The sequence below is a fragment of the Novosphingobium sp. NPDC080210 genome (genome assembly GCF_050281025.1).
Taxonomy (GTDB): Bacteria; Pseudomonadota; Alphaproteobacteria; order Sphingomonadales; family Sphingomonadaceae; genus Novosphingobium.
The window spans coordinates 15,228-37,328 of the sequence record NZ_JBNNWL010000003.1 but is presented as its reverse complement, the minus strand read 5'-3'; the positions used below and the strand labels follow the sequence as shown (position 1 = coordinate 37,328).

23 protein-coding genes and 1 riboswitch are annotated in these 22,101 nt (G+C 64.8%); of the genes, 14 read left to right on the top strand and 9 right to left on the bottom strand.

What is annotated here, in order from left to right; translation table 11 throughout:
* Window positions 1-635 precede the first annotated feature (635 nt).
* The gene (locus tag ACQKOE_RS09220; protein WP_427512525.1) at window positions 636-3,044 is read right to left on the bottom strand and encodes a S8 family peptidase; all 2,409 of its coding nucleotides are present in this window, start codon (window positions 3,042-3,044) and stop codon (window positions 636-638) included.
* Window positions 3,045-3,213: 169 nt separating this feature from the next.
* Between ACQKOE_RS09220 and dapD the strand changes: the two genes are divergently transcribed.
* From dapD to ACQKOE_RS09205, 3 genes are all read left to right on the top strand, one after another.
* On the top strand, window positions 3,214-4,053 hold the full coding sequence (gene dapD, locus ACQKOE_RS09215) for a 2,3,4,5-tetrahydropyridine-2,6-dicarboxylate N-succinyltransferase (RefSeq protein ID WP_427512524.1): 840 nt from the start codon (window positions 3,214-3,216) through the stop codon (window positions 4,051-4,053).
* A 2-nt stretch (window positions 4,054-4,055) separates the two neighbouring features.
* Window positions 4,056-4,490 carry an ion channel gene (locus ACQKOE_RS09210; RefSeq protein WP_427512523.1) on the top strand — a complete coding sequence of 145 codons (435 nt, stop codon included), beginning with the start codon at window positions 4,056-4,058 and terminating at the stop codon, window positions 4,488-4,490.
* Window positions 4,491-4,551: 61 nt separating this feature from the next.
* The gene (locus tag ACQKOE_RS09205) at window positions 4,552-4,752 is read left to right on the top strand and encodes a hypothetical protein (protein WP_374589897.1); all 201 of its coding nucleotides are present in this window, start codon (window positions 4,552-4,554) and stop codon (window positions 4,750-4,752) included.
* A gap of 7 nt (window positions 4,753-4,759) precedes the next feature.
* Here ACQKOE_RS09205 and ACQKOE_RS09200 read toward each other — a convergent pair whose 3' ends face one another.
* Entirely contained in the window at window positions 4,760-6,037 is a 1,278-nt protein-coding gene (locus ACQKOE_RS09200; RefSeq protein ID WP_427512522.1) for a dipeptidase, read from the bottom strand.
* Window positions 6,038-6,136: 99 nt separating this feature from the next.
* Between ACQKOE_RS09200 and ACQKOE_RS09195 the strand changes: the two genes are divergently transcribed.
* The 3 genes from ACQKOE_RS09195 to ACQKOE_RS09185 are packed head-to-tail and all read left to right on the top strand — an operon-like array spanning window position 6,137 to window position 8,190.
* The gene (locus tag ACQKOE_RS09195) at window positions 6,137-6,889 is read left to right on the top strand and encodes a sulfite exporter TauE/SafE family protein (protein ID WP_427512521.1); all 753 of its coding nucleotides are present in this window, start codon (window positions 6,137-6,139) and stop codon (window positions 6,887-6,889) included.
* Window positions 6,890-6,945: 56 nt separating this feature from the next.
* A complete protein-coding gene (locus ACQKOE_RS09190) occupies window positions 6,946-7,251 on the top strand; it encodes an alkylphosphonate utilization protein (protein WP_427512520.1) in 306 nt (101 codons plus the stop codon).
* Between the two features lie 15 nt (window positions 7,252-7,266).
* Window positions 7,267-8,190 carry a 1-phosphofructokinase family hexose kinase gene (locus ACQKOE_RS09185; protein ID WP_427512519.1) on the top strand — a complete coding sequence of 308 codons (924 nt, stop codon included), beginning with the start codon at window positions 7,267-7,269 and terminating at the stop codon, window positions 8,188-8,190.
* On the opposite strand, the gene ACQKOE_RS09180 is transcribed toward ACQKOE_RS09185, so the two are convergent.
* The gene (locus tag ACQKOE_RS09180) at window positions 8,187-9,125 is read right to left on the bottom strand and encodes a hypothetical protein (RefSeq protein ID WP_427512518.1); all 939 of its coding nucleotides are present in this window, start codon (window positions 9,123-9,125) and stop codon (window positions 8,187-8,189) included. The genes ACQKOE_RS09185 and ACQKOE_RS09180 overlap by 4 nt on opposite strands.
* A 192-nt stretch (window positions 9,126-9,317) precedes the next feature.
* Here ACQKOE_RS09180 and ACQKOE_RS09175 point away from each other — a divergent pair, with 192 nt between their 5' ends.
* Both ACQKOE_RS09175 and ACQKOE_RS09170 read left to right on the top strand, forming a co-directional pair.
* Window positions 9,318-9,710, top strand: coding sequence for a hypothetical protein (locus ACQKOE_RS09175; protein ID WP_427512517.1), 393 nt, complete (start codon window positions 9,318-9,320; stop codon window positions 9,708-9,710).
* A gap of 138 nt (window positions 9,711-9,848) precedes the next feature.
* Window positions 9,849-10,361 (top strand): hypothetical protein, encoded by a 513-nt coding sequence (locus ACQKOE_RS09170; RefSeq protein ID WP_427512516.1) that lies wholly within the window; start codon window positions 9,849-9,851, stop codon window positions 10,359-10,361.
* A gap of 215 nt (window positions 10,362-10,576) precedes the next feature.
* On the opposite strand, the gene thiC is transcribed toward ACQKOE_RS09170, so the two are convergent.
* Entirely contained in the window at window positions 10,577-12,436 is a 1,860-nt protein-coding gene (gene thiC, locus ACQKOE_RS09165; RefSeq protein ID WP_374589905.1) for a phosphomethylpyrimidine synthase ThiC, read from the bottom strand.
* A 35-nt stretch (window positions 12,437-12,471) separates the two neighbouring features.
* Window positions 12,472-12,579, bottom strand: a riboswitch (TPP riboswitch).
* A 34-nt stretch (window positions 12,580-12,613) separates the two neighbouring features.
* On the opposite strand from thiC, the gene ACQKOE_RS09160 reads away from it, so the two are divergent.
* On the top strand, window positions 12,614-13,246 hold the full coding sequence (locus tag ACQKOE_RS09160; protein WP_427512515.1) for an SOS response-associated peptidase family protein: 633 nt from the start codon (window positions 12,614-12,616) through the stop codon (window positions 13,244-13,246).
* A 12-nt stretch (window positions 13,247-13,258) separates the two neighbouring features.
* Here the strand turns inward: ACQKOE_RS09160 and ACQKOE_RS09155 are convergent, their stop codons facing one another.
* Window positions 13,259-13,660 (bottom strand): hypothetical protein, encoded by a 402-nt coding sequence (locus ACQKOE_RS09155; protein ID WP_374589907.1) that lies wholly within the window; start codon window positions 13,658-13,660, stop codon window positions 13,259-13,261.
* A 172-nt stretch (window positions 13,661-13,832) separates the two neighbouring features.
* On the opposite strand from ACQKOE_RS09155, the gene ACQKOE_RS09150 reads away from it, so the two are divergent.
* From ACQKOE_RS09150 to ACQKOE_RS09130, 5 genes are all read left to right on the top strand, one after another.
* The gene (locus ACQKOE_RS09150) at window positions 13,833-15,206 is read left to right on the top strand and encodes a flavin-containing monooxygenase (protein WP_427512514.1); all 1,374 of its coding nucleotides are present in this window, start codon (window positions 13,833-13,835) and stop codon (window positions 15,204-15,206) included.
* Window positions 15,207-15,209: 3 nt separating this feature from the next.
* Window positions 15,210-16,436, top strand: a complete 1,227-nt coding sequence (locus ACQKOE_RS09145; RefSeq protein ID WP_427512513.1) for a cytochrome P450 — start codon at window positions 15,210-15,212, stop codon at window positions 16,434-16,436.
* Window positions 16,433-17,308 carry an enoyl-CoA hydratase-related protein gene (locus ACQKOE_RS09140; protein ID WP_427512512.1) on the top strand — a complete coding sequence of 292 codons (876 nt, stop codon included), beginning with the start codon at window positions 16,433-16,435 and terminating at the stop codon, window positions 17,306-17,308. The genes ACQKOE_RS09145 and ACQKOE_RS09140 overlap by 4 nt, the downstream gene beginning before the upstream one ends.
* The gene (locus ACQKOE_RS09135) at window positions 17,278-18,285 is read left to right on the top strand and encodes a glutathione S-transferase N-terminal domain-containing protein (RefSeq protein WP_427512511.1); all 1,008 of its coding nucleotides are present in this window, start codon (window positions 17,278-17,280) and stop codon (window positions 18,283-18,285) included. Before ACQKOE_RS09140 ends, ACQKOE_RS09135 begins: the two co-directional genes overlap by 31 nt.
* A 131-nt stretch (window positions 18,286-18,416) precedes the next feature.
* On the top strand, window positions 18,417-19,766 hold the full coding sequence (locus ACQKOE_RS09130) for a L,D-transpeptidase family protein (RefSeq protein ID WP_427512510.1): 1,350 nt from the start codon (window positions 18,417-18,419) through the stop codon (window positions 19,764-19,766).
* A 183-nt stretch (window positions 19,767-19,949) separates the two neighbouring features.
* Here the strand turns inward: ACQKOE_RS09130 and ACQKOE_RS09125 are convergent, their stop codons facing one another.
* From ACQKOE_RS09125 to ACQKOE_RS09110, 4 genes are all read right to left on the bottom strand, one after another.
* Window positions 19,950-20,312 carry a hypothetical protein gene (locus ACQKOE_RS09125; protein WP_427512509.1) on the bottom strand — a complete coding sequence of 121 codons (363 nt, stop codon included), beginning with the start codon at window positions 20,310-20,312 and terminating at the stop codon, window positions 19,950-19,952.
* Complete coding sequence (locus ACQKOE_RS09120) at window positions 20,309-21,022, bottom strand: murein L,D-transpeptidase catalytic domain-containing protein (protein WP_427512508.1); 714 nt, start codon at window positions 21,020-21,022, stop codon at window positions 20,309-20,311. The genes ACQKOE_RS09125 and ACQKOE_RS09120 overlap by 4 nt, the downstream gene beginning before the upstream one ends.
* A gap of 66 nt (window positions 21,023-21,088) precedes the next feature.
* The gene (locus ACQKOE_RS09115) at window positions 21,089-21,574 is read right to left on the bottom strand and encodes an N-acetyltransferase family protein (RefSeq protein ID WP_427512507.1); all 486 of its coding nucleotides are present in this window, start codon (window positions 21,572-21,574) and stop codon (window positions 21,089-21,091) included.
* Window positions 21,575-21,622: 48 nt separating this feature from the next.
* Complete coding sequence (locus ACQKOE_RS09110) at window positions 21,623-22,096, bottom strand: retropepsin-like aspartic protease family protein (protein ID WP_427512506.1); 474 nt, start codon at window positions 22,094-22,096, stop codon at window positions 21,623-21,625.
* Window positions 22,097-22,101 lie beyond the last annotated feature (5 nt).

Genomic DNA, 22,101 nt, shown 5'->3' with positions numbered 1-22,101 from the left:
CCCTAACGGCAGCGGAAATAGTTTCGCGCAGAGAGCGCAGAGGACGCAGAGATAGCAACCTCCGTCACTCCGGCGCAGGCCGGAGCCCAGCCCCTATAGAAACGTCGCCGCATGCGGCGACCTTGTTCGCCGGACTGGGTCCCGGCCTTCGCCGGGATGACGGGGGAACGCTTGGGTTCCTGGCATCTCCGCGTCCTCTGCGTCCTCTGCGCGAACCATTATCCGGCGGCGGGCGGATCAAGGCCCCGCCCGGTTTTCCTACTCTGCCGCCGCCTGCTAAATTCGCGGCGGCTCTTTGCAATTGTCGATCTCTCACGCCCGCTGTCCGCGCAGAGAAGATCTGCGTGCTGGCTCTGTTTTTTCGCTCCCCCGCGTGAACACTTTTACGAAAAGGCGCGGGAAGCCCAGCATTTCTGCCGTTTTGAGCCTGTTGGAAGAAGTGGACAGGGTGTCAACTGTGTCAACTTGGACGCAGCCCCCTTCGCGCCTCCCTTTCTTCTCCGCGCCTCTGCGTGAACCCATCTGGCCAATCCGGCTTCGACAAGCTCAGCCTGAGCGGGGTGTGCGGCGCGTCCCAAGACCCGCTCACCCTGAGCTTGTCGAAGGGTGTCGCGCCCTATCCGCCCCCAGAGGCCTCAGAACTGCCAGGACCAGCTGGCCGCCACGCCCTTGTCGTCCGGCGCATGGGCGAAGTGGCCCGGGTCGCGGCGGTAGAACAGGCTGACCATGGCCGAGCCGCTGGCGAGCGGACCGCGCCAGAGCAGTTCGGCGTCCAGTTCGCGTCCCTTGGGGGCCAGCGAAATCAGCCGGTCGCCGTAAGTCGGGCTTAGCGTCGCGTAGGAATAGTCCACCGGCAGGCGCAGGTTCAGGCCGCCGCTTTCCACGCGCAGTGGCTGGGACAGGCGCAGGGCCAGGTTGTCGCCCGCCTTGAACAGGTTCTCGCGGCCGAGGTCCACCGCCCAGGCCGAACTGCGCAGGCGCGATCCGGCGGCGATGGAGCCGCCCGTCCTGGCCCAGGTCTGTCCGCCGCGCCAGGCCGCGCCCAGCCGCCAATCCGGGGCAAAGCGCCATTCGCCATTGGCGTCCACGAACAGGCTGTTCGCGCCGCCCGCGCCCAGTCCGTCGTGGAACAGCGCGCCCAGGAAGGTCCGCCGCTCGCCCAGCCAGCTTACCCCGAGCGAGGCGTCTACCGGGCCGAAGCTGCGGTCGAAAGTCACGGCAATGCGGTCTGCCGGGGTGAGCCGGGTCTGCGCCAGGTTGCTCAGCCCGCTCAGCACCGGGGCGGCGGAAATGGCCGAGCCGTGCTCTGCGGCAATGGACAGGCCGGTCTTGCCCAGCTGGTGCCTTGCAGCAAAGCTGAAGCTCTGGTCGCGGCCGAAGCCGACATCGTCCAGCGGCGAGCGGGCAATCAGGAAGGCAGGCTGGCTGCGTCCTTGCAGCTGGGCCACCAGCCCGTCAGTGCCCTGCGAAAAGGCAAAGGCGATTTTGGAATTGGGGGCCACGCGCGCCACGGCGCGGCCTGCCAGGACCCGTGCCTGAACCGCGTCTTCCGGGGACAGGCGCAACTGGCCGGTCCACGGCATCTGCGCCACGCGCCCGCGCGCATCGACCGAGAAGGCCAGCGAGACCTGATCATTGCCCAGCGACACGTGGCGCGTTTCGCGTTCCAGCGCCGGACCCAGGCGGGCCTGCTGGCGCGCGTTGCTGAACCCGGCGGCCAGGTCGACCTGATAGGCGCGCTGGTATTCGTCGAGTACGATCGCGCCCAGCGGGCCTTTGCCGGTGCCCGCGTCGCCCATCGGCGCGGAGGTGACCCCGGTGCTGCTGCCCAGCGGCAGGGCCGTGACGCTTCCGGCAAGGGTGGTGGCGCCTTGCGGGGCAAAGGCGGCGGTGATGTCCAGGATGCCGCGGCCATAGACCGCGTCGGTCCCGGCAGCGCCCGCATCGCGCGCGGTGCGCAGCAGCAGGTCCACCACTTGCACGGCGGTCAGGTTGGGGAATGCCTGGCGCAGCAGGGCGGCTGCTCCGGCGATCTGCGGTGCGGCAAAGCTGGTGCCCGACACCACATAGACCGAACGGCTGCCGTCCGGGTTGGTGACGACCTTCATCTCGCCATTTTCATAGACGCAGCAGACCCGCTCGCCCCGTGCGGTCATGTACCAGGTGGCTTCGTTTCCGGCCCGGTTCGAAAAGCCGGAAATCACGTTGTTGGCATCGACCGAGCCGACGATGATCACGTTGCCGTTACCGGCCGAACGAAGCCCGGCGGCGAAGGGGTCGGGGTTGTTGGGATCGATGCCCGCTTCGGTCGAATCGCCGTCGTTCCCGGCGGAAACGACGATCACCACCCCCGCATTCGCGGCATTGGCAATCGCGCTGCGCAGCTGGGAATTGGGGGAAGAGCCGCCCAGCGAAAGGTTGATGATCTTGGCCCCGCCTGCGACGGCGGCATTGACCCCGGCAGCAATCGCGCTGTCGGAAAAGCTGCAACCGCTCTTCGGATCGGTGTCCACCTGGGTTGCGCAGCTGCCCAGCGAATCGGCGCGGAACATCGCGATGGTCGCATTGTAGGCGATCCCGACAATGCCCAGGTTGTTGCGCGCGGCGGCGGCGGTCAGGGCCACCTGGGTGCCGTGATCGTCGTCCGGGTTGTCCAGGCCGCGGCCTGAGCTGACCACGTCGCGCGAGGAACTTGCGATCCGGCCCGCGAATTCGGGATTGTCCGTGTCGATGCCGGAATCGATGATCCCGATGGTAACTCCGCTGCCGGTATAACCGGTCGACCAGGCGGTGATCGCGCCGTGCTGCGCTGGCCCCGTCGAACGGTTGAACTCTGCGGTCAGGAATGCCGAAGTCGGTGTGGGACTCGGGCTGGGCGTCGGCGTGGGCGTCGGGGTCGGCGTCGGACTGGGAGTGGGCGCAGGCGGAATCGGGGCGACGCCGCCCCCGCCACCGCCTCCGCCCCCGCAACCGGCGACCAGCGCAAAGGACAGCATCGCCGCACCCATGTGCCAGCGTGCTTGAACGAAGACGGCTTTTGACATGGACTCAGACCCTTTGCGGCCCCTACGCCGCACGCGTAGTGGTACCTAGGCAATCCTTGCACTTGCAAGCTTAACAGAGAATTTCTTGGCCCCTCCTTGCTAACCCGCGCTTGCCCCGATCGGCCGGGCGCTTTAGGCCGCGAGCGAACTTTATTCTGGAGTACCCGACATGTCCGCTGATCTTGCCGCCGCGATCGAACAAGCCTGGGAAGCGCGCGATGGCGTTACGCCTGCCAGCAGCGACGTCCGCGAGATCGTCGATGCCGCGCTGGAATTGCTGGACAGCGGCAAGGCGCGCGTTGCCGAACCGGACGGACAGGGCGGCTGGCAGGTCAACCAGTGGCTGAAGAAGGCGGTGCTGCTCTCGTTCCGCCTGAACGACAACGTGGTGATCGAAAACGGCGCGGCGGGCGCGCCGGCCTTTGACAAGGTGCCGTCGAAGTTCGCCGGATGGGGCGAGAACCGGTTCCGCGAAGCAGGCTTTCGCGTGGTCCCCGGCGCGGTCGTCCGGCGCGGCTCGCACATCGGCAAGGGCGTGATCCTGATGCCGAGCTTCGTCAACATCGGCGCCAACGTGGGCGAAGGCACCATGGTCGATACCTGGGCCACGGTCGGTTCCTGCGCCCAGATCGGCAAGAACGTGCACCTGTCGGGCGGGGTCGGCATCGGCGGCGTGCTGGAGCCGCTCCAAGCCGATCCGGTGGTGATCGAGGACAACTGCTTCATCGGTGCGCGCAGCGAAGTGGTGGAAGGCGTGCGCGTCTGCGAAGGTGCCGTGCTGTCGATGGGCGTCTATATCGGCGCTTCGACCAAGATCGTCGACCGCGCGACCGGCGAAATCCACATCGGCCGCGTGCCGCCCTATTCCGTGGTCGTCCCCGGCTCCATGCCCGGCAAGCCGCTGCCCGATGGCACGCCCGGGCCGTCGCTCTATTGCGCGGTTATCGTCAAGACCGTCGATGCCCAGACCCGCGCCAAGACCGGGATCAACGAACTGCTGCGCGACTAGGCATGTCGCAGCTCTGGGCCGAGTTCGCCGTATCCAGCATGCTTGCCGTGCTGTGCGTGGTGATCCACGGCCTGGGCCTGTTCAGCCTGTCGCACGCCCTGCGTGGCGAGACGGCGGTTGAGCGGCTGAAGCAGATCGCGCCGCTCTCGCCGCGCGGGGTGGCTTTCACCCTGGGCATCGTGGTGTCGATCCTGGCGCTGCACGGGCTGGAAATCTGGCTGTTCGCCTTCGTCTATACGGGGCTGGGTGCGGTCAGCGGGCTTGAGGACGCGCTCTATTTCTCGACCATCTCCTATTCCACGGTCGGTTACAGCGACATCCACATCGCGCCGCAGTGGCGGCTGCTGGGGGCGTTCGAATCGATTCTCGGCATGGTCCTGATCGGCTGGTCCACGGCCTTCTTCTTCCGCATGCTGGGGCGGATGGAGGCCCACTGAGCGGAACCGCCCCGTCGGGTCAGGCGTTGCTTATCCGGACGAACCAAGGCGGAGACGTTTCATGCACCGCGAAGGCCGCGATGGCGAAGAAATCCATGTCGATGCGCAAGAAGCGAAGGCCGGGCGCAAAGGCACCTTCGCCTTTCGCATCCTGCTGATGAGCCTCGCACTCCTGCTGCTGCTCTATGGCGTGACCCTACTGGTCGGCACGGCGACCGCACCCCACAATCCCGATCCGGCGGCGAGCGACGCCGCCGGATAGGCCTGGTTCAGAAGCTGGTTGCGGGGTTCTCGAGCGGCGCCGCGCCGCGCTGGGTCGCGGCATATTGCTCGGCTGACTTGAGCACGCGCAGCATGTTGCGGCTGGCAAGCTTTGCCAGGTCCTGCTGGCCCCACCCGCGCCGCGCCAGTTCCACGAACAGGGCGGGATAGGTCGACGCATCCTCCATGCCGACCACAGTGGTTTCGACCCCGTCCAGATCGCCGCCGAGCCCGACGTGGTCCACTCCGATCCGCTTGGCGATATAGTCCAGGTGATCGGCCACGTCCTTGACCGAACCCTTGGGCATGGGGTTGGCCTTTTCCCATTCGGTCAGAGCCGCCTTCGCCTTGTCCGGCTGGCCGCGCCACAGGGACTTGAGCCGCGCTTCCTCCGCATCGCGGTTGGCACCCCACAGGCGCGCCGCCTCGACCACATAGGGCGGGTAGAAGTTGACCATGACGATCCCGCCGTTGGCCTTGATTCCGTCAAGCACCACGTCCGGCACGTTGCGCGGATGGTGGTTGATCGCAAAGGCGTTGGAGTGGCTGGCAATGATCGGGGCGCGGGCCACTTCCAGCACGTCCAGCATGGTCTTCTCGCTGACGTGCGAGACGTCGACCAGCATGCCCAGCCGCTGCATTTCGCGGACCATGTCCTTGCCCAGCGGAGTCAGCCCGTTATGCGCGGGGGCATCGGTGGCTGCATCGGCCCAGCTGTTGTTCTTGAAGTGGGTCAGCGTCATGTAGCGCGCGCCCAGTGCGTACATCTGGCGCAGCACGGCCAGGCTGCTGCCGATCGAATGCCCGCCTTCCATGCCCATCAGGCTGGCGATGCGGCCCTTCCTGAACGCCGCTTCGACGCAGGCGGAATCGAGGCACAGGGTCAGGTCCGCAGGATGCCGCGCAATCAGCCGCTTGGTCACGTCGATCTGCTCCAGCGTGGCCTGCACCGCTTGCTGGTCGTTGAGATTGGCCGAGACATAGACCGACCAGAACTGCGCGCCGACCTTGCCCGCGCGCATCCGCTTCAGGTCGGTCTGCATCGCCGCCGTGCCGCTGGCTGCGTCGGCCGTGCCGGTCGTATCGGTAAAGTCGAAGCCCTGCAGCACGTTCTTGCGGCGATCGCGCATCTGCTCCGGCACGTCGTTATGCCCGTCCCAGACTGGCGCCGCAGCCAGAGCTGCAGCGGCGACCTGTTCGGGCGAGCGCGGCTGCTTTGCCGGCAGGGCCGCGGCAGAAACAAGAGCGACGGAGATCGTACCGGCAAGCAGAAGAGGAAGGCGCATCTGTAATCCTGTTGAAATTGCGTGCGCCAAGCCTAGCCGGGCGCAGCGCCAAGGTCGAGACACTTGCGCAGCGGGCAAATCCGTGGCCTTGGCAGAGGTATGGAACTGCTGTCCGATCCAATGACCCTGGTGCTGGCCGTGATTGCCGTGGTCATCCTGGGCCTGGCCAAGGGTGGGTTCTCGGGACTTGGCGCGCTGGCCACGCCGCTGCTTGCCCTCTCGCTTCCCCCGGTGACGGCCGCGGCGGTGCTGCTTCCGGTCCTGATGGTCCAGGACGTGGTCAGCGTCTGGTCCTATCGCAAGACCTGGGACGGGTGGATCGTCGGCTGGATGCTGCCCGGCGCGGTTGCCGGAATCGCACTTGCCGCTGGCCTGGCCGCTGCCGTCCCGGAAGAGCGTCTGCTGGTCGTGCTGGGGATCATCACCCTGGCCTTCGGGATCTATCGCCTGTGGATCGAGCGCGGCGGGCGGATCGTTGCTGCCTCAAGCTCGCCCGGCTGGGTCGGGACGCTGTTCGGCGTCGCCATGGGCTTTACCAGCCAGATCGCCCATGCCGGTGGCCCGCCGTTCCAGATGTGGGTCACCCCGCGCCGCCTGCCGCACGAAGTCTTCGTCGGCACCAGTTCGCTGACCTTTGCGGCAGTCAACTGGATGAAAGTGCCAAGCTACGTCCTGCTCGGCTCCTTCGACCGGCAAGTGCTGGAAGCTGCCGCCCTGCTCTTTCCGCTGGCCATCGTCGCCACTCTGGTGGGCGTCTGGCTGGTGCGCCGGATGGACACCGCGCGGTTCTATACGCTGATCTATCTGCTGATGGTCGCGCTTGGCCTGCGGCTGATCGTCCAAGGGCTGTAGCGCGAACGGAAGTCACCGCGCTTGCAGGCAAGGGGCAACCGCTCTAGGCCGGGGGCATGAGCAGCGATGAAGACTATGTCTATGACGAGGAAAGCGGCGAATGGCTGCCGGCCTCGGAACTGGCGGCAAAGCAGGCGGCGGCAAGTGCCGTCGAAGTGCGCGATGCAGTGGGCAACCTGCTGGCCGATGGCGATGCGGTGACCCTGATCAAGGACCTGGACGTCAAGGGCGCCGGGCAGACCCTGAAGCAGGGCACCCTGATCAAGTCGATCCGGCTGACCGGCGACAGTCAGGAAATCGACTGCAAATATCCCGGGATCAAGGGCCTGGTCCTGCGCGCCGAATTCGTCCGCAAGCGTTAGGGCAGGGGTCGTCTGGTGGAACGCATCGCCACCCTGACGATGAACCCGGCGATCGATTCCTCGTGCGAGGCGGAGACCGTCTCGCCCACGCACAAGATCCGCACCCATAACGAGCGCTACGATCCGGGCGGCGGGGGCCTCAACGTTGCCCGCGTCCTGCACCGCTTCGGCGCGCCGGTTGAGGCGATCTACATGTCCGGCGGGCCGACCGGAGCCTTGCTCGACGGCCTGCTGGACAATGCGGGCCTGGCCCGGACTGCCGTGCCGATGCACGACCAGGTGCGGATGAGCCTGGCGGTCTATGAACGCTCGACCGGTCATGAATTCCGCTTTGTGCCGGAAGGCCCCGCCGTGTCACAGGCCGAAGCGCAAGCGGCGGTCCGGGCGGTGCTGGACAATCCGTGCCCCTGGCTGGTCGCGTCCGGCTCGCTGCCGCGCGGCGTTGCTCCGGATTTCTTCGCCAGCCTCTCCGCTCCGCTGGCGCAGCAGGGGCGCAGACTGGTACTCGACACGTCGGGCGCGGCGCTGAAGGCCGCGTTCGAAGCGGGCGGGATCTATCTCGCCAAGCCCAGCATCGGCGAGTTCGAGATTCTGCTGGAACGCAAATTTGCCTCGCCCCAGGAAATTGGGGCGGCGGCGCTGGAACTGGTCCGGGCGGGCAAGGCGCAGATGATCGCCGTGACCATGGGCGAGCAGGGTGCGGTACTGGCCCACCAGGCAGGCGTGGTCACGCATCCAGGCGTTCAGGCGGTCGCGCGCTCGGCCACTGGCGCAGGGGACAGCTTCGTCGCCGGGATGGTCCACGGGCTGTTGCGGGGCGAACCGCCGGAGCAGGCCTTCCGGCGCGGGATTGCAGCGGGAACCGCAGCGGTGCTGACGCCGGGAACGGGGCTGTGCGAGCCCGCCGAAGTAGAGCGCGTCCTGTCCGAACTGCCCTAGCTGCGATTGAGCAACCGTTTCATCAGGCCCGGTGCATCGACGACATCTTCGATCGCTTCCGCCTCTGCCGTTTCGATCCGGCGGCGCAGCGATGCACCGGCGGGACTGACATCTTCATCCAGCACCAACCGGCCCCGCTGGATCAGGTTGAAGCGGGTGAGGGTCGGCTGGTCGTCTTCCTCTTCCTCGTCTTCGTCCTCGTCATGGCTGACCGGTTGCATCACCGGCAGCTCGCGAACCAGGGGCCAGTGGACCGAAACCACTTCGGGCCGCATGTCGATCAGGCCGGAAATGACCGGGATCGTTCCGCCCAATCCATGCCGGTCCAGTTGCAGCGCCACGGCTTGATGAAACCGCAGCGCGCGCCACCAGCAGCCCAGGACGAATTCGACGTAGCGCAGCGGAGCAGGCGCGCCGTCATCCTCGCGGATGAAGTGGCGCTGCTTGTGATGGATCAGCGCGGTGTTCAGTTCTTCCAGGCCCTCGATTTCCAGGAAAGCCTCGATATCCTCGTCATAACCCGCCCAGGCCGGAGTCTCGTCGCGGCACTGCTGCAAGGCTTCTTCCGGCTCTGCGGCGGACCAGCTCCAGCTTTCGTCCGTATAGAGGCCCAGCATCATGTAGGGCCGGTGGAGCGAGCCTTTTTCGAAAGCCAGGTCGCTTTCGTTGCCAAGCGCAATCGTCGCGCCGGTGATCGGCGGGCCTTCGTGCAGGGTGACGGCTTCGACCAGTTCCTCCCAGCCGGTGATCTCCACCCGGTTCAGGCCGGTGCGACGGCACAGCTGCATCATCTCCCTGCCGGTGGCGACCAGGGCGCGGCGCAGCAGGCGCTCCGCCTCGGCCAGCTCGCGCCGTTCGAACAGGTCCCGCAGGCTTTCCTCCCAGGCGGCTTCCCCGGCCGCCGTGGCGAAAGTGATTTGCAAGGGGTGCGTCATGGCCTTCCTCTGCTGGCGACGCCCCAAGCGCCGCTGCTGCCCGCAGAGTAAGCAAAAATAGTCAGCAGCAAGTTAATTGCGGCTCGATTTACGGCCAATTGCTGGAACGGTGACTGGATCGGCGGGTTGTCTTGGAAACGGCAACTTGCGGAAAATCATATGCATAGCCCCCCGATATTTTCCGGTGCAGCCTTGCTCGGAATTTTCTCAGGACTGGTTCTGGCAGGGATAACGCCCACTTCTCCTCTGCCAACGAAGCAGCCGGAATGGCGCACCCGCGCGGCCAGTCTGCGCGCCGAAACCGAATCGCTGTACGCTTGGTCGATGCCGCAGGACCTGTCACCCAGCGTGGGTTATGGCAGCCCCTCATACCACCAGGCGGCGGTCTATGCGCGCTACGATCCGCAATGGCGGGTCTCGCCACAGTTGCCGAGCCAGCCCGCCTTACAGGTCGAAGAAGCGCCCCCGGTGCTGACCGGCAACGAAGCGACCGTGGCGGAACTGGAGGTGCTGGGCGAAAGCTTCGATCAGCCGCCCGAACAGGCGGAACTATCTGATGCGGAACAAGATTTGTCCGGCGGCTAAATCTGAATCTCTGCGTTTGCTAAACAGGGCTACTCCAAAGGCTAGGGCTAGTTAGCTGTTCATAGCCTCAGCTACTGCTGTTTGCTTTGCGCTAGGCTATGTCTATCAGGCATTTTTGCTTTCGGATCAGTAGCATAAATGCAGATGAAGTCATTCTCGCTGGACGGTATTGAATATTCCTTTGTCCATTTAGCCCCTTTTGAAGTGACCGTTCCTGCCAAGGAGCCATTAGCAGCGCCTGCTGTGCTGCGTGTGACTTTCAGTCACCATGTGTTCAGTGAAAAATGGAACCCGTCCAAGCACGCCCCCTCACATGAATTTACAGTGGACGGAGAAAAAAGGGCATTCTGCCCTTTAAGGCATCAATGTTCGCATCAGATACGACAGATTGTTGAATATAACATAGCGGGAAAAGCTTTTGAAAGCCGCGATAGTAATGGGGTCTTGCGACATCTATTTTATGGTGAAATCGATGGAGTGCAGTTCCCCGTATTTTTCAATCTTCGTAAAGCTGACAGAATTCCCGGGATCGATGGAATTCTGCATATCATCAGTGCTTACAAGAATCCCGACCTACCCGCCAAAGTGCGTTTGCAATCCGTGAAGTTTGCCCGGCTCGTTCACATCAACTGCCCGCCGTCCCGAAATTGAAACGGCCCCCACCCAGAGGGAGGAGGCCGTTGTGCGAGAAAACCCTTGCGTCCACATTTCGCGAAACCCTTGCGGGCGGCACATCCCGAATCTCGCTTCGGATGTAGGCGAACCATAGGCCTATCGGGTTAAGAATTCAACCTTCAATGCGTTGTGGTGCAGCGCAGCGCCCTTTTAAACATTTAATCCAATGTAGGAAACAGCTTCAGGCCCCATCAATCGTGTTCGCGGTCCCCTGCGCCGATGTAGAGTTCGCGGCCGCCTTCGTTGTACTTCGCGGCCATCTCCTGCATCCCCTTCTCTGCCTCGTCAGCGGCGACGAAGGTTTCGACCCCGGCGTTCTGCTTGGCGGCGAAGTCGCGCACTTCCTGCGTGATCTTCATCGAGCAGAACTTCGGCCCGCACATCGAACAGAAGTGCGCGGTCTTGGCGCCTTCCGCCGGCAGCGTCTGGTCGTGGTACTGCTCTGCCGTATCGGGATCGAGGCTGAGGTTGAACTGGTCGCGCCAGCGGAATTCGAAGCGCGCGCGCGACAGGGCATCGTCGCGCACCTTGGCTGCCGGATGGCCCTTGGCCAGGTCCGCCGCGTGGGCGGCCAGCTTGTAGGTGACCACGCCGACCTTCACGTCGTCGCGGTCGGGCAGGCCGAGGTGTTCCTTGGGCGTGACGTAGCAGAGCATGGCCGTGCCGTACCAGCCGATCATCGCCGCGCCGATGCCGCTGGTGATGTGGTCATAACCAGGCGCAATGTCGGTCACGAGCGGGCCAAGCGTATAGAACGGCGCTTCGCCGCAGGCCGCCAGCTGCTTGTCCATGTTTTCCTTGATCTTGTGCATCGGCACGTGGCCGGGGCCTTCGATCATCACCTGCACGTCCTGTTCCCAGGCGCGCTTGGTCAGTTCGCCCAGGGTGTACAGCTCGGCGAACTGGGCTTCGTCGTTGGCATCGGCGATCGAGCCGGGGCGCAGGCCATCGCCCAGCGAATAGGCGATGTCATAGGCCTTCATGATCTCGGTGATTTCGTCGAAGTGCTCGTACAGGAAGCTTTCCTTGTGATGCGCCAGGCACCACTTGGCCATGATCGAGCCGCCCCGGCTGACGATCCCGGTGACGCGCTTGGCGGTCATCGGGATATAGGGCAGGCGCACCCCGGCGTGGATCGTGAAATAGTCCACGCCCTGCTCGGCCTGCTCGATCAAAGTATCGCGGAAGATCTCCCAGGTCAGTTCCTCGGCAATGCCGCCGACCTTTTCCAGCGCCTGATAGATCGGCACGGTGCCGATCGGCACGGGGCTGTTGCGGATGATCCATTCGCGGGTGTCATGGATGTTGCGCCCGGTCGACAGGTCCATCACGGTATCCGCGCCCCAGCGGATCGACCAGACCATCTTGTCCACTTCGCTCGCCACGTCCGAAGCGACGGCGGAATTGCCGATATTGGCGTTGATCTTGACCAGGAAGTTGCGCCCGATGGCCATCGGTTCGCTTTCCGGGTGGTTGATGTTGCTGGGAATGATCGCGCGGCCGCGCGCCACTTCCTCGCGCACCCATTCGCCGGTCACATAGTCGGGGATGCTGGCGCCCCAGTCCTGCCCGTCGCGGACCAGATCGCGCACCATTTCGCGGCCCAGGTTCTCCCGCGTGGCGACATATTCCATTTCCGGCGTGACGATGCCGCGCCGGGCATAATGCATCTGGCTGACGTTCATGCCGGCCTTGGCGCGCAGCGGGCGGGTGACCGGGTGCGGGAAAGCGGGCACGCCGCCCGAACGGTCCGGGCCCAGTTGGCCATTGTCTTCCGGCTTGACCGCGCGGCCCTGGTATTCCTCGACATCGCCGCGCGCCATGATCCATTCGCGGCGCAGCTGGGGCAGGCCCTTGGCAATGTCGATCTGGGCGGCGGGATCGGTGTAGGGACCGCTGGTGTCATAGACCCGCACCGGCGGTTCGCCGCTGCTCGGCTCCAGCTGGATTTCGCGCATGGCGACGCCCAGCGGGCCGACGTGGATCTTCTTCGATCCCCGGATCGCCCCGGTGGTTACACCGATTTCAAGCTTGGAATTGATGTCGGCCATGATGCGCTCCTTTTGGGCAACGAAAGAAGGAGCGCCTGATCGCGGCAACCCTTCCCTCCGCCCGTGCTAACGGGTTCAGGTTCAACGGGTCGGGCTGCGTGACCAGCCCCTCTCAGCCAGCACAGGCTCCCCGGGGATGTTGCCAGTTTAGGGCGGCTGGGCCAGACAGTCCAGCCCATGACCGTGCTTTACCGTCTCAATTGCCCGTCGGTTCAGGTCGCTCGCCATTTCGGCGCGGCCGGCGGAGCCGATCCATGGGCGGGCGGGACCGTTTCCCCCGGCGGCTTTGCCCCGGTCCTGACCATGGGGCGCGAATTCGTGGCCGGACCGCGCCGGCCGGGACAGCCGCTGCGCCTGGTCCCGCGCCTCTGGGGCGTGCCGCCGCCGCCCTCTGCCGGAGAGCAGGGTCGCGGCGTGCTGACGGTGCGCAATCCGGGCAGCCCGTTCTGGATCGGCAACCTGCGCAACAGCGAGTTTCGCTGCCTGGTCCCGGCAACCGCGGTGATGGCTTGGGGGCGGGTCGATTCCGCTACGGCCAAGCGCCGCGCGCTATGGCTGGCCTGCGCGGACCAGCCACTGTTCGCCATGGCCGGAGTGTGGAAAGACAGCGAAGTGCCGAGCTTCGCCCTGCTCACCTGCGAAGCCAATGCCGTGTGGCGCGATGCAGGTCACAGCGCGATGCCGGTGATCCTGCCTGCGCACGGCGATGCCTTGCAGACCTGGCTGCGCGCGGAATGGAAAAGGGCCGAAGCATTGCTGCAGCCCTATCCGTCGAGCGTGATGGTCACCAGCACGCCCCGCTGGGGCTGAGCGGGAACCAGCCTAAACCAGCCGCAAGGCCCCTGCCGACAGCAGGACAATGCCCAGCAATACCGTGCTCATCGCCCAGCCGCGATGCATGTGGGTCAGGCTGCGCAGCCAGAACTGGGTGTAGATGTCGACAAAGCCCAGGATCGCCAACGCCTCGACCATCATCAGGCCGCCCATGACTTTCAGCACGCAGGCCAGCAGGTCTGTGGGCAGGAACGGGTTGGCCAGATAGACCGCAGCCCCGATCAGCAGTTCCATCAGCCCGCACAGGAATTGCAGCGCGGGCGAGCGCTCCACCTCTTCCAGCATCACGCGCCAGGCACCCGGCTTGCGCAGAGCCCCGATCCCCGCGAAGGTCGCGGTCAGACCCAGCAACATGCCCGCCCAGGCAGTTGGATCAAACGTACCAGTCATTCTCTTGCCCCTCCAGACCTCTGTGGCTTCTCCCCGGAGGTGTTCTGTTGTGTGCGGGTACGATGCAAGGGTGCGGCGCGATTGTCCAGACAGGATAGGCGCTGGACATTAATCGCACGATTAAACATACTCCCTCTCAAGGCCAGCAAATGGCCACGGGAGAGTACTGGACATGGCGCAAGACCAAGCCTTGCCGCGCGTCTGCATTATTGGTGCAGGGTGCAGCGGATTTACCACGGCCAAGCGGCTGAAGGACTATGGGATTCCCTTCGACGTCTATGAAGCGTCAGACGATATCGGCGGAACCTGGTACTACAACAACCCGAACGGCATGTCGGCCTGTTACCAGAGCCTGCATATCGACACGTCGAAATGGCGCCTGGCGTTCGAGGATTTTCCGGTTCCCGCCGACTGGCCGGACTATCCGCACCATTCGCTGCTGCTGAAGTACTTTCACGATTACGTCGATCACTTCGGCCTGCGCCCGCATATCCGCTTCAACACCCGCGTCGAGAAAGCCGAGCGCAAGAGTGCGGGCGGCTGGACGATCACGCTCTCCACTGGCGAGGTGAAGGACTATGACGCGCTGGCCGTGGCCAATGGCCACCACTGGGCGGCGCGCATCCCGGAATACCCCGGCCACTTCGACGGCGCGCAGATCCACTCGCACCAGTATCGCACGCCGTTCGAGCCGGTGGACTGCGTCGGCAAGCGGGTGCTGGTCGTCGGCATGGGCAATTCGGCCATGGACGTGGCCAGCGAACTGTCGCAGCGGCCCATGGCGGCCAGGCTGTTCGTCTCCACCCGGCGCGGGGTGTGGATCTTCCCCAAGTATTACCAGGGCCAGCCTCTCGACAAGAACCCGGCCCCAGCCTGGATGCCCAAGAGGCTGCGCCAGTGGCTGGGCGCGCGGATGGTGAAAAAGCTGGTCGGCAAGATGAGCGACTATGGCCTGCCCGAACCGGACATCGGCCCGTTCGAAAGCCACGGCACGGTATCGGGCGAATTCCTGGTCCGCGCCGGATCGGGCGACATCACGATGAAGCCGGGGATCGAGCGGCTGGACGGCGACGGCGTGGTCTTCACCGATGGTTCGCGCGAACAGATTGACGTGATCGTCTGGGCCACCGGCTATGACATCAGCTTCCCGTTCTTTGACGAGCCCAGCTTCAAGGCAGACTCTGACAACCGCCCGCCGCCGCTCTACAAGCGGATCATGAAACCGGGCGTGCCGGACCTGTTCTACATGGGCCTGGCCCAGCCGCTGCCCACTCTGGTCAACTTTGCCGAGCAGCAATCAAAACTGGTCGGCGCTTACCTTGCCGGACAATATCTGCCGCCCGATCCGGCCGAGATGGAGCAGGTGATCCAGGCGGACGAGGATTACTACACCGGGCAGTATTACGCGGCGCGGCGCCACACGATCCAGCTCGACTTCGATCACTATGTCCGCGCTTTGAAGAAGGAACTGGACAAGGGCGCCCGGCGCGCCGCTGCGGCGGGCAATGCCCTGCCGGTCCGCTCCCGCCAGCTTGAGGAGGCTTGAACCATGGCCACTGTCACAGATCGTCCGCTTAACCCCTTCGACGTCAGCCAGGACGCGCTTTACGTGGAGGACACCTGGCGCGAACCCTTCGCCAGATTGCGCGCGGAAATGCCGATTTCCTGGCGCGAGGAAAGCCCGTTCGGATCATACTGGTCGGTGGTGACACATGATCTGGTGCAAGAGGTGGAACTGCGCCACGACGTGTTCTCCTCGCGCTGGGACCTGGGCAATATCACCATTGCCGAGGCGGTGAACGGCGAAGGCTTTCCCAACTTCATCGCGCAGGACCCGCCGATCCATACGGCCCAGCGCCGCGTGATCGCTCCGGCTTTTTCGCCCAGCCAGATGCTCAAGCTCGATGCGGCGGTAAAAGCGCGGACCAAGGAACTGATGGACGGCCTGCCGCTGGGCGAGACGTTCGACTGGGTAGAGCGCGTCTCGATCCCGCAAACCCTGGGGATGCTGTGCATCCTGTTCGACATGCCGTTCGACGAATGGCGCGATATCAAGCGCTGGTCGGACTGGGCCAGCGGCGTTTCAGCGGAAAACCTGACCGACGAATACCGTGCGCAGTTCTTGATGCAGATGGGCGAAATGCTAGCCCGGTTTGACCGCGAACTGGAAGACCGCCGGGGCAAGCCGCCGACCGACGATCTCCTCAGCCGCATGGTCCATTCCGAAGCCATGGGCCACATGGAGCCGATGGAGCGGATCGCCAACATCGCCCTCCTGATCGTTGGCGGCAACGACACCACGCGCAATTCGATGTCGGCCCTGGTCGAGGCGTTTGACAAGTATCCGGAGCAATTCGACCGCTTGCGCGCCGATCCTTCGCTGATCCCCAATGCCGCGCAGGAAATCATCCGCTGGCAATCGCCGGTTACCCACATGCGCCGCACCGCGCTGGAGGATACGCAGCTGGGCGGGCAGACCATCCGCAAGGGCGAGAAGGTGGTCATGTGGTACATCAGCGCCAACCGCGACGAAAAGATGTTCCCCGATGCCGAGCGGTTCGACGTGGGCCGCGAGAACGCGCGGCGGCACTTGTCCTTCGGGCACGGCATCCACCGCTGTGTGGGCGCGAAGCTGGCGGAAAGCCAGATCGCCACGCTGATCGCCGAGATGGTCAACCGCAATATCCGCGTCGTCCCGCAAGGGGCGCCGGAACGCCTGCCCAGTCCGTTCCTCCACGGCTTCACCGCCATGCCGGTGCGGATCGAACCGCGGTGAGCGCCGATTTCGAGACGCTGCTGGTCGAGAAGGAAGGCCCGATCCTGTGGCTCCGGCTCAACCGGCCAGACGTGCTCAACGCCTATACCAACCAGATGGGGGCGGAGCTGGTCCGGGCCATCGGGCAGGCGGACGCCGACGACAGCGTCAAGGTGGTGGTCCTGACCGGCACGGGCCGGGTATTCTGCGCCGGAGCCGACGTTTCGGCCGGAGCGGGCGCTTTCGACACTGAAAGCGGTGAAGGCGCCAAGAACTTTGGCAGCCGCGACGGACGGCGAGAGAATTCAGACTTCGTCGCGGCGATGATGAATTCGCTCAAGCCGCTGCTGGTCGCATACAACGGCTCGGCAGCGGGTGTGGGCCTGACCCTGACCCTGCCCTGCGACATCCGCATCGCGGCGGACAATGCGAAATTCGGCTGCGTCTTCACCCGGCGCGGGCTGGTGCCAGAGGCAGGCTCGGCCTGGTTCCTGCCGCGCCTTGTCGGGCTGTCTACTGCGCTCAAGTGGTGCATGACCGGAGCGCTGGTCCCCGCGCAGGAGGCGCTTGCGGCCGGGCTGGTCAGCGAGGTGGTGCCCGCCGATCAGGTCGAAGCGCGGGCGCGCGAACTGGCGCTGGAGATCGCGGCGAACTGCTCGCCCGTGGCTCTGGCCCTGACGCGGCGGATGCTCTGGCACTTCTCGGCCCAGGAGGGGCCAAAAGGCGCGCTGTCGGTCGATGCCGCGCTGAACATTGCACTGGGCGCAAAGGGCGACGTGCATGAAGGCGTGGCGGCTTTCCTGGAAAAGCGCGCGCCGCAATTCCCGCTCACCGTGTCGGGCGACTTGCCGGATATGCCATGGTGGCCGGACAATCCCACGGGGTATCGTTGATGTACAAGCTCTATGGCGCGCTTGGCTCGCCCTATTCGATGAAGCTGCGCGCGCTGCTGCGCTATCGCCGGATTCCCCACCGGTGGATCGACGGGGCGGCAACGCGCGAGGCACTGGGACAGGTCCGCGCCCCGGTGATCCCGGTGCTGCAATATCCGGACGGGCATTATGACAACGATTCCACCCCGGTGATCTACGATCTGGAACAGCGCCATGCCGAAAGGCGCGTGGTGCCTGATGATCCGGCCCAGGCCTTCATCGCGCATCTGCTGGAAGACTTTGCCGACGAATGGCTGACCAAGGCGATGTTCGGCTATCGCTGGCTGGAAGATGTCGACCAGATCCAGATGAGCCGCTGGCTGGCATTCGACAATATGAAGGGCGGCGGGCTTGAGCGCAGCCAGGGCTTTGCCGAACAGTTCCGCGCGCGCCAAGTGGGGCGCATGGCGCTGGTCGGCTGCACGCGCGAGAATTTCCCGCTGATAGAGGCCAGCACCCGCGCGGTCCTCTCCGCGCTGGAGGGCCATGTGGTGAACCAGCACTGCCTGTTCGGCACCCGCCCCAGCCTGGCCGAATTCGGCATCTACGGCCAGCTGTCGCAGCTCGGCACCGATCCCACGCCGCAAGCCATGATGCGGGCGGACTATCCCTATACCTACCGCTGGCTGGCCCACGTCGACGACATGAGCGGCATGAAAGGGGAGTGGGAGCCGGGCATTGCCCCGGTTGTGGCGGAACTGGTCCGCATTGCCGGACAAGTCTATGTCCCCTTCCTGCGCGCCAACGAGGCCGCCGCCGAAGCAGGCCAGGAAACGTTCCGGATGGAAGCGATGGGGCTTCCCTACGAACAGGGGGTGTTCAAGTACCAGATCAAATGCCTGCGCGAACTGCGCGCGCGCTATGCGCGGCTGGACGGCGAGGCACGCAGCACGGTCGATGCGGTGCTGGGCAGCGACTGGCTGGAACTGATCGGCTGAATCCGTCGTTCTGCACAAGGCGGTGCATTCAGCTTAGCGCAACGCTTGAAGCGGCATGGCGGAACGGGCAATAACTGGCCCGTCGCCGCACAATGCTGTGGCCGGGCGCATCTGGACTTGGAGTTTTCGAAATGAACGTGCGGGGCAGTTTCCGTTTGAGCTGGGGCATTGGTCTGGGCCTGGGGCTTAGCTCTGCTGCCGCACTCGCCGCCGCCCAGCCCGAACCCATCCTCCCCAGCCCTGCGCCCACCGCCAGCGCAACGCCGCCAGCTACTGTGCCGGTCGGACCGGAGCAGGCCCCGGTGGACGAGCCGGTGCTGAACTGGACCGTGGCCGATGCGCGCCAGCTGCTCAGCGTGATCCAGGGCATTGGTGCCGAAGGCCTGATCCCGGCGGACTATGAGCCCGATGCCCTGCGCGCCGCGATCCTGGGTGGATCGGGCGAAGCGCTCAACGCCCAGGCCAGCAAGTCCCTATCCTGGCTGATCGAGGACATGCGCGATGGCCGCACCCGGATGGATTCGCGCGTGCAATGGTTCGTGGTCGATACCGACCTGGACAACAGCCCGACTTCTGCCGTGATGGCCCAGGCCTTGGCCAGCCGCGACATTGCCGGGACCATCCAGAACCTTGCCCCTACCGCGCCCGACTATGCCGCGCTCAAGGCCTTGCTGGCGGCGACGCCCAAGGCGGACAAGGCGAAGCGCGCCCTGATCCGCGTCAACATGGACCGCTGGCGCTGGCTGCCGCGCGAACTGGGCAAGTTCTACCTGCTGACCAACGTCCCTGAATTCCAGCTGCGCCTGACGGTCGATAACACGATCATCCGGTCATACCGCACCATTGTCGGCAAGCCGGGGCGCACGGCTACGCCGCAATTGGCCGAAGTGGTCGAAGGCGTGGTCTTCAACCCGACCTGGACCGTGCCGCAATCGATCGTGAAGGGCGAAGGCCTGGGTGCGCGTCTGGTCGGCAATCCGGCCCAGGCTGCCCGCGAAGGTTACAAGGTGACCAAGAACAAGGACGGCACGATTACAGTCGTCCAGCAGCCGGGACCAAACAATGCGCTGGGCTTCATGAAGCTCGACATGCCGAACGAACATGCGATCTTCCTCCACGATACGCCAAACCGCAACCTGTTCAACAGCACCCTGCGCGCGCTCAGCCACGGCTGCATCCGCACCGAACGGGCAATGGAGCTGGGCATGACCATGGGCATCCTGGGGTCGGGCAAGTCGACCGACGAAATGGTCGAGATCGTCAAGTCCGGCAAGTACACCCGCGTGCCGATGACCAAGACCTTCCCGGTCTATATCATGTACTTCACCATGGCGACGGACATCACCGGCAAGATGGGCACCTTCGCCGACCTGTATAAGCGTGACGCCCCGGTCCTCGCCGCCTTCGCCGCGCCGCGCGAGCCGTGGGACGGCAAGCGCAAGACCACCGAAAAGGTGATCAAGCTGGATAATCCGCTTTAAGCTGAAACATCTGGACTGCTTTGGGCGCTTCGAGACGGACCCTCAATCTACGATTTCGGCTCCTCCTCAGCGCGAACGGAAATAGTGAATACCGTTCGCCCTGAGGAGCCTTGAAGCTGCAAGCTGAAAGGCGTCTCGAAGGGGAGCGTTTCAGCGCATTTCCATCGCCGTCAGACGCCCCCGTCAGGAGGCCGCGCAGCCTTGCAGCTGGGCGGTCTCGCCAGCGGTCAGCGCACTGCCTTGCGTCACCCAGGCTTCGATCCTGCTGCCCTGTCCGCGCGGTTCGATCCGCACGGTGATGCCGCGCGCGGGATCGGAAAAGTGGTTCTGGCTGACGATGTCCAGTTTCAGCCCGCCTTCGGGCCGGTGGACGAGACAGCCCAGCATGTCCCTGACCGGGCGCGGGGTAGCGGCGTCAAACACCTTTGCCTTGCCGTCCAGTTCATGCCCGGTTGTCCAGGCCCGCCAGAGCAACGGAGCCGAGAGCAGGACCGCTCCCAGCACCAGAACGCCGACCAGGGCCTTGCGGGATTGTTGCTGGTTCAAGCGTCGCCGATGCGGTCAGCAAAGAGCAGGCGGCCGCCCGAAAGGTTCCACAGCGCTTCGTTGAAGTCTTCCGGCCCCATGGCAAAGCAGCCCTCGCTACGGCCCAATTTGCCGAACCTGGCAACATGGGCGGCCGAAGCATAGCTGGCTGGATGCATCACGATCGCACGCTCAAGCGCGGTGCGGTTGTCCGCATCGAGGCCGAGCAGCCGGATCGAGGTGCCATATTTGCCATAGTACCATTCGGCGGTGAGGTAGGCCCCGCGCGACGTCGCTTCGGAACCCGGAACGCCCGAGAACTGCTGGAGAAAGCCGGAATGGGCCGGGTCCGATCCGCGCCCGTGCGAGACGCGGAAGGAGCGGATCGTGCCGCTTTCCAGGTTGACGAAGTGGAACCGCGGCAGGGTGGAGGCGCGGGCAAAGTCCGCAATCCCGACAATATCCCCGCGCCACACCGTTGCGCCTGCCCGTTCCAGCTCGCGCTTGGCCGTCGCGATCAGCTTGGCGTCATAGGCGGGATTGGGCGGTGCAACCAGCGGCAGGGCCGGTTCGACAACCGCAGGTGCCTGCGGCGTGGTGACAAGACCGAAAGCCTGGTCGAATTCCTGATCGAGCGAGGCATCCTGCGCCGCCTTGGCCAGGGCGCGGCCAGGCACCGACAGCGCGGCCCCCGCTGCCAGCGTTCCCAGAATCAAATCGCGGCGTTTCATGACCCCCGTCATAGCGCTTGGTGGATAACCGGAGACTTAATGGCCTGCCAAGCCCAAATCGGTAGCCTAGCGCGCAGCCGCGCCCAGTTGTGCCAGGGCCTGCCCATCGACGCGCATCACGGTCCATTCGTCCATCAGCCGCGCGCCCAGCTTTTTGTAAAAGCCGATTGCCGGCTCGTTCCAGTCCAGCACCGACCATTCCAGCCGCGCGCAGTCCCGCTCTACGGCCAGGGCGGCAAGGTGCGACAGCAGCGCCTTGCCCAAGCCTGAACCGCGCGCTTCGGGCCGCACGAACAGGTCTTCCAGATAGATGCCCGGACGCCCTTCAAAGGTGGAGAAGTTATGGAAGAACAGGGCAAAACCCTGCGCTGCCCCGTCGATCTCGCCGATCAGCACTTCGGCATAGGGGCGCGCGCCGAACAGCTTGGCGCGCAGCACCTCGTCGTCAAAGCGGACTTCATGGGCAAGGCGTTCGTAATCGGCCAGGTCGCGGATCAACTGGGCAATCAGCGGCAGGTCATCGGCGGTGGCGGAACGGATCGAAATGGTCATGCCCCATCCCTAGCGCGTTGAAGGGATGGAGGGAATCGCGAATAGCGCTTACTTGCCCCTGATCACCATCTTGTCGCCCTTGAGCTCGACCGAACTAAGCTGGCGCAGGACCGATTGGCCCAGCAGGTTTGTGGCCAGTCCGCGAACAACCACGGCTTCGACACCCTGGAGCCGCTGTCCGGCAACCTCGACCTCATCCAGCGTGACCGGCGCGCCGTATCCGACTCCCGAGGCAGTCTGCATGTTGGGCTGGAATTCCTCTTCTGCCGGAAGGATGCCCAGCGCATCGGCCTCAGCTTCGGTCAAGGCGACCAGGTCCGCGCCGGTATCAACCAGGAATTCAATATCGCTGCTGCCGTTCACCGAGGCCCGGATGCTGAACTGGCCCGACGAATTGCGGGTCAGGCTGAGCGCCTGATCCTCTTCGTGGGCCTGGGCCGCATCGGCGGATACAGCTTCGGAACCGCCCGCCTGTGTTTCCGGCTCTGTCGGCGCGACCAGCAGTGCGGCAGCGACGCTCATTACGC